The organism is Streptomyces sp. NPDC054840 (assembly GCF_053611065.1).
In genome coordinates this window covers 1-8,264 of the sequence record NZ_JBSGZP010000309.1, presented here as the reverse complement: position 1 = coordinate 8,264, position 8,264 = coordinate 1, and the positions used below count along the sequence as shown (strand labels likewise).

Genomic DNA, 8,264 nt, shown 5'->3' with positions numbered 1-8,264 from the left:
GGGCTAGGGCGTGTTTTAAAAGTCCCGCTCGGCCTGCCGGGTGCCCGGCGCTACTTTTAGAACACGCCCTGGGCCGTCTCTTCCGGATCTTGCCGGGCCCGGGCCGCCCGGCACGGCCCTTCGCCGCGTTGTCGGGGCACCCGAGTACGTCCGGTACACGGGCGTCCCTCCGCCGTGCGAGGCGCCGCACCGGACGACCCGGGCTCACCCGACGAGATCCGGAAGAGACGGCCTACGCGTCGGGGCGGACCACTGCCTTGATCGGCATCGAGCCCGCGCCCGCCAGCGTCACGTTCCGGCCGGGGCGCGGTGCGTGGACCATCGCGCCGTCGCCGACGTACATGCCGACATGGGTCGCGTCGTCGAAGTAGATGATCAGGTCGCCCGGGCGCATGTCCTTCAGCGCGACCTTCGGCAGCAGCCGCAGTTGTTCCTGCGAGGTGCGCGGGATGCCCCGGCCCGCCGCCAGCCAGGCCTGAGAGGTCAGCCCGGAGCAGTCGAACGACGACGGGCCCACGGCGCCCCATTGGTACGGCTTGCCGATCTGGGCGGTGGCGAACTGCACCGCGCGCTTGCCCGCTTCCGTCGCCGCGCCGTTGACGTCCTTCATCGCGCCCGTCGACAGCCATGCCGTCTGTGCCTTGTACTGGGCTTCCTGCTCCAGCTGGATCAGCCGGGCCTTCTCCTCGGCCTCCAGCTTGCTCTCCAGCTCCTCCGCAGCCTTGATCTTCTCCTCGACCTGCTTCTTGGAGTCCTCCGACTTGATCCGGTTGGCCTCCAGGATGGCCCAGCGCTCACCCGCCTCCTGGGCGTAGCGCTCCAAGTCGGCTTGGGTACGGTCGAGTTCGGAGAGCATGTCCGAGGCGGCCTTCTCGCCCTGGCGCAGCCGGCCCGCCCCGTCGAGGTAGTGGTTCGGGTCGTCGCTCAGCGCCAGCTGCGCGCCCGGTGGCATCCCGCCCGAGCGGTACTGGGCACGGGCGGCGGCGCCCGCCCGGTTCTTCAGGTCGGTGATCTTCTCCTTGCCGGCGACGACGAGACGGGCGATCTCGACGATCTTGTCCGACTGGGCCTTGGTCTCGGCCTCGGCGAGGTTGTAGGCGTCGGTGGCGGTGCCCGCCTGCCGGTAGAGCTCCTCGATCTCCTTGCGGACCTGCTCCAGGGACTTGCCGCCCGGTTCGGGGAGAGGGGCCGCCGGAGCCGCCGGTGCGGCGGGCGCGGCGGGTGCCGCCGGAGCCGCGTACGCCGTCCCCGTCGCGAGGCCTGGCGCCGTCAGTATCGCCATCGTGCACAGCAGCACGAGTGAGTTTGCGCCTCGCCATTGCCTTGCGGCTCCCATGGTCCCCCCAGGCACCCGAGTCAGACCTCGTATCAGACCTGACTATTCATCAGTAACTTCGCACTGTCATCGGGATGGTGCCACGAGTCGATGAATTGCAACAGCCTTGTGGACGGCGATCCGATCTTGTCCGCCCCAACGGACGCCATTCCCGGCCCCGCACGGTTCGACGGACCACTCCGGGCCGCGGTTCCCCCGCACACCGCGTTCACCCCACCGGGCGCAACGCCTCCCAGGGCAGCGTCAGTTCCCCCTGCCGCCACCGCCGCGGCCCGTCCACCACCGGCCAGTCGACGGACAGGGCCCGCGCCGTCCGGATCCAGCGCTGTCGTGCCCCGTAGGCGGCATACGGAGCCGCCGCGGCCCAGGCGCGGTCGAAGTCGCGCAGGAACGCGTGCACCGGCTCGCCCGGCACGTTCCGGTGGATCAGCGCCTTCGGCAGCCGTTCCGCCAGGTCCGAGGGGCGCTCCAGGGAGCCCAGCCGGGTCGCGAACGTCACGGTGCGCGCCCCTTCGGGCCCCAGCGCCACCCACACGTGCCGCCGCCCGATCTCGTCGCAGGTCCCCTCCACCAGCAGCCCGTCCGGGGCCAGCCGCCCGCACAGCCGCGCCCAGACCTCGGCGACCTGCTCCTCGTCGTATTGGCGCAAAACGTTCGCCGCGCGGATCAGTGCCGGGCGGGCCCCGCCGTCCAGCGGCACCTCGAAACCGCCGTGCCGGAAACTCAGCCCCTCGCGCTCGTACGGCTTCGCCCCCGCCACCCGCGCCGGTTCGATCTCGATGCCGACCACCCGCACCCGCGGCGCCGCCTCCCGTAGCCGCGCCAGCAGTTCGACCGCCGTCCAGGGCGCGGCCCCGTAGCCCAGGTCCACCGCGACCGGCGCCTCCGCGCGCCGCAGCGCGGCCCCGTGGGTGGCCGCGATCCAGCGGTCCATCCGGCGCAACCGGTTCGGATTGGTCGTCCCGCGCGTCACCGAGCCCACAGGGCGGCCGGGCGCGCGGCTGGGGGGCGGGGTACTGCGGGAGGCCATGAGCCGAGGGTAAGCGGAGGGTCCGCACACCATGAAAATCCCGCGACGCACCACTGGCTACGAGGAAACCCGCAGGAAAACCGGACACCCCGGAATGCGGGGGACGGCCATCCGGGTTGCACTCCTTGCAGGGCGTCCTCCGCGCCCTCGCCGTCATGCCGTCCGGCATGTCGTCCGTCATGCCGTCCGAGCGTCGTGCGCGCGCCGTCCGAGCCGAGAGGACTGGTCCCTTGAGCCAGTACGTGTCCCGCCTCAGTGGCCGCCTCGCCGCCGCCCGTGCCACCCGCCACGAGCCGCCGCGGCTGCGCCTGCCGGCCGTCGGCCACCACCGCAAACCACGCCGCGTGGCCATGCTCAGCGTGCACACCTCACCGCTGCACCAGCCCGGCACCGGTGACGCCGGGGGCATGAACGTCTACATCGTGGAGCTGGCCAAGCGGCTCGCCGCGATCAACATCGAGGTCGAGATCTTCACCCGGGCCACCACCGGCGGCCTGCCGCCTGTGGTCGACCTGGCCCCCGGCGTCCTCGTACGGCACGTGGACGCGGGCCCCTATGAAGGCCTCGCCAAGGAGGAGCTCCCGGCCCAGCTGTGCGCCTTCACCCACGGTGTGATGCAGGCCTGGGCCGGCCACCGCCCCGGCTACTACGACCTCGTCCACTCCCACTACTGGCTTTCCGGCCACGTGGGCTGGCTCGCCGCCGAGCGCTGGGGCGTCCCGCTCGTGCACGCCATGCACACCATGGCGAAGGTCAAGAACGCGGCGCTGGCCGAGGGGGACACGCCCGAGCCCGCCGCCCGCGTCATCGGTGAGACGCAGATCGTGGCCGCCGCCGACCGGCTCATCGCGAACACCGCCGAGGAGGCGGACGAGCTCGTCCGGCACTACGAGGCCGACCCCGCCAAGGTGGCCGTCGTCCACCCCGGCGTGAACCTCGACCGCTTCACGGTCGGCGACGGCCGGGCCGCCGCCCGCGCCCGCCTCGGCCTCCCGCGAGACGCCGTCATCCCCCTCTTCGCCGGGCGGATCCAGCCGCTGAAGGCCCCCGACATCCTGCTGCGCGCCGTCGCCGTCATGGTCGACGAGGACCCCTCGCTGCGCCGCCGTCTCTTCGTCCCCGTCGTCGGCGGGCCCAGCGGCAGCGGCCTCGCCAAACCGGAGGGCCTGCAGAAGCTCGCCGCGAAGCTCGGCATCGCCGACCTCGTGCACTTCCACCCGCCGGTCGCGCAGGACGGGCTCGCGGACTGGTTCCGGGCGGCGTCCGTGCTGGTCATGCCCTCCTACAGCGAGTCCTTCGGGCTCGTCGCGATAGAGGCCCAGGCCGCCGGTACGCCGGTGCTCGCCGCCGAGGTCGGCGGGCTGCCCGTCGCCGTCAACGACGGGGTGACCGGGCTCCTCGTACCCGGGCACGACCCGGTGGACTACGCGCGGCAGCTGCGGCGCTTCGTGGACGAGCCGGCGCTCGCCGACCGGATGGGCGCCGAGGCGGCGCGACACGCGCAGTTCTTCGGCTGGGACACCGCGGCGAGCGGCACGGCCGACGTCTACACCGCGGCCATGCATGATCATCGTCGTCGCGTACGCTCGCACCATGGCTGACACCGCCGAGATCATCGAGAGCGCACTCACCGGCGCGGAGCTGAGCTGGGAGAGCCCCGAGCCGGGGTCCTACGTCGTTCAGCTCCCCGGGACCCGCAAGCTGAGCACCACCTGCTCGCTCAAGGTCGGCCGGCACTCGCTGTCGGTCAACGCCTTCGTGATCCGGCACCCCGACGAGAACGAGGCGGGCGTCCACCGCTGGCTGCTGGAGCGCAACCTCAAGCTGTACGGCATGGCGTACGCGGTGGACCGCCTCGGCGACATCTACCTGACGGCCCGGCTCCCGCTGTCGGTCGTCGACCCGGAGGAACTGGACCGGCTGCTCGGCACGGTCCTGGAGGCGGCGGACGGCTCCTTCAACACGCTGCTGGAGCTGGGCTTCGCGAGCGCGATCCGGCGCGAGTACGAGTGGCGGGTCTCGCGCGGCGAGCCGACCTTCAACCTCGACGCCTTCAAGCATCTGACGCGGCCCTCCTGAGGGCTGTCCTGTCGTCCCCGGGCCCGGGGGCTACGCCACCCCGGCCGCCGCCGCAGGCTTCGCGTCCACCTGAGCCACACCCGCCACCTCGGCCCTCTCCGTACCCGGGGCGACACCGGCGTCACCCGCGGAGAGCCTGCGCATCAGCAGCCAGTAGCCGGCCGCCGCCACCGTGCCCAGGACGCCGGTGGCCGCCCACAGCAGGTCTGCCCCGTACCGGTCGATCACGAAGCCCGCCATCAGTGGCGCGACCAGCGAGGCCACCGCCCAGGACAGGTTGTAGACCCCCTGGTAGCGCCCCCGCCCGTGCACCGGGGAGAGCTGCACGACCAGGCCCATCTGGGTCGGCGAGTTCACGATCTCGGCCAGGGTCCACACGCACACGGTCAGCGCGTACGCCCACAGCGGCCCGGCGAAGGCCGTCAGCGCGAACCCGTACCCCGCCAGCAGTGCCGAGATCACCAGCAGCTTCTGCGGGTCGCGGTGCTCGATGAAGGCCGTGACCGGGATCTGGAGCAGCACGATCAGCAGCCCGTTCACGGCGACGACCAGCCCGTAGTCCCCGGGCGAGAACCCGGCGGCACCCATCGCGACCGGCAGGCCGACCGAACCCTGCGTGAAGATCAGCGAGATCAGGAACGACAGTCCGACGACGCCCATGAACCGGCCGTCCCGCAGCACCGTTCCGAGCCCGATCGCGGGCTCCGCAGCGGTCCCCTTCCCCGCACCGGTGGGCGGGCCCTCCGGCCGGGACTCGGGCAGCTTGACGAAGACCAGCACCGCACAGGCCAGGGTCAGTGCGGCCTCGCCCAGGAAGCCGGCCAGGTAGCTGTACTCCGCGATCAGCCCCGCCGCCGTCGCACTGACGGCGAAGCCGAGGTTGATGGCCCAGTAGTTGAGCGCGAAGGCCCGTACGCGGTCCTCCGGGCGGACGATGTCCGCCATCATCGCCGCGACCGCCGGCCGGGAGGCGTTCGAGGTCATGCCGACCAGCAGGGCCACGGCCGCGATCGCCGCCGGGTGTTCCATGAAGCCGAGCAGCGCCACCGAGAAGGCGGTCGACGCCTGGGCCGCCAGCAGCGTGGGCCGGCGCCCGAGCCGGTCGGTCATCACACCGGCGACGAGCGAGGAGATCACACCGCCGAGCCCGTGGAGGGCGACCACCAGCCCCGCGAAGGAGGCCGAGTAGCCCCGGTCCAGGGTCAGGTACAAGGCCATGAAGGTGGCGACGAAAGCCCCGAGCCGGTTCACCAGGGTGCTCGTCCAGAGCCACCAGAAGGCCCGGGGCAGCCCGGAGACACTCTCCCGGGCGGCCTGTCCCAAACGGGCAGCGGACATAAGGGATCCCCCCGGGCGGTGTAAGTATCACTCGTACGCCGTGCACATTACGAGGGGCACGCTTCCGGGCGCTACTCGATTGACGCGCACCGTCAATCCGGCCGGACCCCGCACCGCGCGCGAGCGCCGCCGGGCGTCCACTAGGCTCGTACGCATGGCCGACGCACCGTACAAGCTGATCCTCCTCCGCCACGGCGAGAGCGACTGGAACGCGAAGAATCTGTTCACCGGCTGGGTGGACGTCAACCTCACCGAAAAGGGCGAGAAGGAGGCGGTACGGGGCGGTGAGCTGCTCAAGGACGCCGGCCTGCTGCCCGACGTGCTGCACACCTCCCTCCAGAAGCGCGCCATCCGCACGGCGCAGCTCGCGCTGGAGGCCGCCGACCGCCACTGGATCCCGGTACACCGCTCCTGGCGCCTGAACGAGCGCCACTACGGTGCGCTCCAGGGCAAGGACAAGGCGCAGACCCTCGCGGAGTTCGGCGAGGAGCAGTTCATGCTGTGGCGCCGCTCGTACGACACCCCGCCGCCGGTCCTGGAGGACGGTACGGAGTTCTCGCAGTCCGAGGACCCGCGCTACGCGTCGATCCCGAACGAGCTGCGTCCGCGCACGGAGTGCCTCAAGGACGTCGTCGAGCGCATGCTGCCGTACTGGTACGACGGCATCGTCCCGGACCTGCTGGCCGGCCGCACGGTCCTGGTCGCCGCGCACGGCAACTCCCTGCGCGGTCTGGTCAAGCACCTGGACGGCATCTCCGACGCCGACATCACGGGCCTGAACATCCCGACCGGCATCCCGCTCGTCTACGAACTGGACGCCGACTTCAAGCCCCTGAAGCCGGGCGGCACCTACCTCGACCCGGACGCCGCGGCGGCCGCCATCGAGGCCGTCAAGAACCAGGGCAAGAAGAAGTAGCAAAAGCGATCATGCCCCCGACCTGCGCACACGGCGCAGATCGGGGGCATTCGTCCGCCCGGGGCCCACTGTGGGCCCTCAGCGCGGGGGATCGTCCGGCCGCAGAGCCCGGCCGAGTGCCTGCCGCGCGCGGTCCTGGCTGCCGGGCATCAGGTGGGCGTACACCTTCAAGGTGAGTCCGGGATCGGAGTGCCCCCGGTCACTCACTCACGGCCTTGATGCTCGCGCCTACGTCCAGCGGCACGGAGGCGGAGAAGTGCCTCAGCGCGGCCTCAGCTCACGCCGGTCTGCTCACGCCATTCGCGGCCGATCGAGCGCAGCAGGGCCGGGTAGACCCCGAGGTACCGGAAGGGCTTGATGCCCAGCATGTAGAGGGCGCCGAGGCGGCCGTTCGGCTTCACCAGGACGGTCATCTGGCCGTGGTGGCCGCCGTTGCCGTCCGGGACCCAGCCGATGTGCAGCACCCCGTGCATGGTCCGGTTGGCGGACTCCGCCGCCCACTCGTCGTGGGTCTGGAAGACCGAGGTGAACGGGGCCGACCGGAGGTCGGGGCCCCGCTCGCCCTCGCGGAGGTCGGCCGGCAGGCGGTCGCGCAGGGTCCCGACCCGGGTGCCGAGGCCGCCGTCGGGTCTGTCCCAGCCGAACAGCCTGCCGAGCCCGCGGCGGACCGCGAAGAGGACGCGGGCCACGGGGGAGGGGACGGGATCCCCCGTGCCGCCCGCGAACTGGCGCACCAGGCGCGCGAGGTCGTCGGGCCCGCCCGGGGTCGGTAGCGCCCACACGTCCTCGACCTGGAAGTCACCGGCGATCTCGTGGATCCGCCAGGGACGGGAGGTGTGCGCGGTCTTGGGGAGTCTCATCGGTCGGCCCCTGTCTATACGATGCCGTATAGATCGAGGCTAGCCCTGTCTATACGGCACCGTATAGACAGGGGCCCTGTGAGGAGGAGCACAGCATGGGCGCGACCCGTACACCGCGCGAAAAGTGGATCGAGGAAGGGCTGCGGGCGCTCGCCGCCGGCGGCCCCGAGGCCGTCCGCGTCGAGGCGCTGGCGCAGGCGCTCGGTGTCAGCAAGGGCGGCTTCTACGGGTACTTCGGCAGCCGGGGCGCGCTGCTCACCGAGATGCTCGACACCTGGGAGCACGAGGTCGCCGAGGCCGTGATCGAGCAGGTCGAGAGCGGCGGGGGAGACGCGCGCGCCAAGCTGGAGAGGCTGTTCGCGATCGCCTCGTCGGCCGACGGGCCGGTCCTGGGCACCACCGCCGACCTCGCCATCCGCGACTGGGCCCGGCGCGACGAGGACGTCGCTCAGCGGGTGCGGCGTACCGACAACCGGCGCATGGAGTACCTGCGTTCGCTGTTCCGCGCCATCTGCCCCGACGAGGACGACGTGGAGGTTCGCTGCCTGCTCGCCTACTCACTGCGGATCGGCGAGCACTTCATCCACGTCGACCACGGCGCCCGAACCCGCGCGGAGGTCATGGAGCTGACCCGGAACTGGCTGCTCAGGTAGCCGCCGACCCCCGCGCACGCATGCGAAAGGCCCCGGCCGAGGGAACTCGGAC

Annotated in this window: 8 protein-coding genes and 1 pseudogene; 4 read left to right on the top strand and 5 right to left on the bottom strand. The window is 71.9% G+C overall.

Annotated elements, in window-relative coordinates:
* Window positions 1–232 precede the first annotated feature (232 nt).
* Complete coding sequence (locus tag ACWGIU_RS21575; protein ID WP_453708120.1) at window positions 233–1,282, bottom strand: NlpC/P60 family protein; 1,050 nt, start codon at window positions 1,280–1,282, stop codon at window positions 233–235.
* A 262-nt stretch (window positions 1,283–1,544) separates the two neighbouring features.
* Window positions 1,545–2,366, bottom strand: coding sequence for a class I SAM-dependent methyltransferase (locus ACWGIU_RS21570; RefSeq protein WP_453708118.1), 822 nt, complete (start codon window positions 2,364–2,366; stop codon window positions 1,545–1,547).
* A gap of 230 nt (window positions 2,367–2,596) precedes the next feature.
* Here ACWGIU_RS21570 and mshA point away from each other — a divergent pair, with 230 nt between their 5' ends.
* Both mshA and ACWGIU_RS21560 read left to right on the top strand, forming a co-directional pair.
* Window positions 2,597–3,967, top strand: coding sequence for a D-inositol-3-phosphate glycosyltransferase (gene mshA, locus ACWGIU_RS21565; protein WP_453708116.1), 1,371 nt, complete (start codon window positions 2,597–2,599; stop codon window positions 3,965–3,967).
* Window positions 3,960–4,445, top strand: a complete 486-nt coding sequence (locus tag ACWGIU_RS21560) for a type III secretion system chaperone family protein (protein WP_030768078.1) — start codon at window positions 3,960–3,962, stop codon at window positions 4,443–4,445. Before mshA ends, ACWGIU_RS21560 begins: the two co-directional genes overlap by 8 nt.
* Window positions 4,446–4,475: 30 nt before the next feature.
* Here the strand turns inward: ACWGIU_RS21560 and ACWGIU_RS21555 are convergent, their stop codons facing one another.
* Window positions 4,476–5,783, bottom strand: a complete 1,308-nt coding sequence (locus ACWGIU_RS21555; RefSeq protein WP_453708114.1) for an MDR family MFS transporter — start codon at window positions 5,781–5,783, stop codon at window positions 4,476–4,478.
* 154 nt (window positions 5,784–5,937) lie between these two features.
* Here ACWGIU_RS21555 and ACWGIU_RS21550 point away from each other — a divergent pair, with 154 nt between their 5' ends.
* Window positions 5,938–6,699: a phosphoglyceromutase gene (locus ACWGIU_RS21550; RefSeq protein ID WP_319724882.1), complete on the top strand. Its 762-nt coding sequence runs from the start codon at window positions 5,938–5,940 to the stop codon at window positions 6,697–6,699.
* A 78-nt stretch (window positions 6,700–6,777) separates the two neighbouring features.
* On the opposite strand, the pseudogene ACWGIU_RS21545 reads toward ACWGIU_RS21550, so the two are convergent.
* Together ACWGIU_RS21545 and ACWGIU_RS21540 are read right to left on the bottom strand one after the other, a co-directional pair.
* Window positions 6,778–6,967, bottom strand: a pseudogene (locus tag ACWGIU_RS21545) (site-specific integrase); the annotation flags it as partial.
* Window positions 6,968–6,971: 4 nt separating this feature from the next.
* Entirely contained in the window at window positions 6,972–7,559 is a 588-nt protein-coding gene (locus tag ACWGIU_RS21540) for a DUF2867 domain-containing protein (protein WP_453708111.1), read from the bottom strand.
* 95 nt (window positions 7,560–7,654) lie between these two features.
* On the opposite strand from ACWGIU_RS21540, the gene ACWGIU_RS21535 reads away from it, so the two are divergent.
* Window positions 7,655–8,212: a TetR/AcrR family transcriptional regulator gene (locus ACWGIU_RS21535; protein WP_453708110.1), complete on the top strand. Its 558-nt coding sequence runs from the start codon at window positions 7,655–7,657 to the stop codon at window positions 8,210–8,212.
* Window positions 8,213–8,264: the final 52 nt, after the last annotated feature.

What these genes read in the sequence shown, in the direction of transcription:
- ACWGIU_RS21555 (WP_453708114.1), bottom strand. Translation starts at nt 5,783, where the DNA reads ATGTCCGCTGCCCGTTTGGGACAGGCCGCCCGGGAGAGTGTCTCCGGG.
- ACWGIU_RS21550 (WP_319724882.1), top strand. Translation starts at nt 5,938, where the DNA reads ATGGCCGACGCACCGTACAAGCTGATCCTCCTCCGCCACGGCGAGAGC.
- ACWGIU_RS21535 (WP_453708110.1), top strand. Translation starts at nt 7,655, where the DNA reads ATGGGCGCGACCCGTACACCGCGCGAAAAGTGGATCGAGGAAGGGCTG.
- ACWGIU_RS21570 (WP_453708118.1), bottom strand. Translation starts at nt 2,366, where the DNA reads ATGGCCTCCCGCAGTACCCCGCCCCCCAGCCGCGCGCCCGGCCGCCCT.
- ACWGIU_RS21560 (WP_030768078.1), top strand. Translation starts at nt 3,960, where the DNA reads ATGGCTGACACCGCCGAGATCATCGAGAGCGCACTCACCGGCGCGGAG.
- ACWGIU_RS21575 (WP_453708120.1), bottom strand. Translation starts at nt 1,282, where the DNA reads ATGGCGATACTGACGGCGCCAGGCCTCGCGACGGGGACGGCGTACGCG.
- ACWGIU_RS21540 (WP_453708111.1), bottom strand. Translation starts at nt 7,559, where the DNA reads ATGAGACTCCCCAAGACCGCGCACACCTCCCGTCCCTGGCGGATCCAC.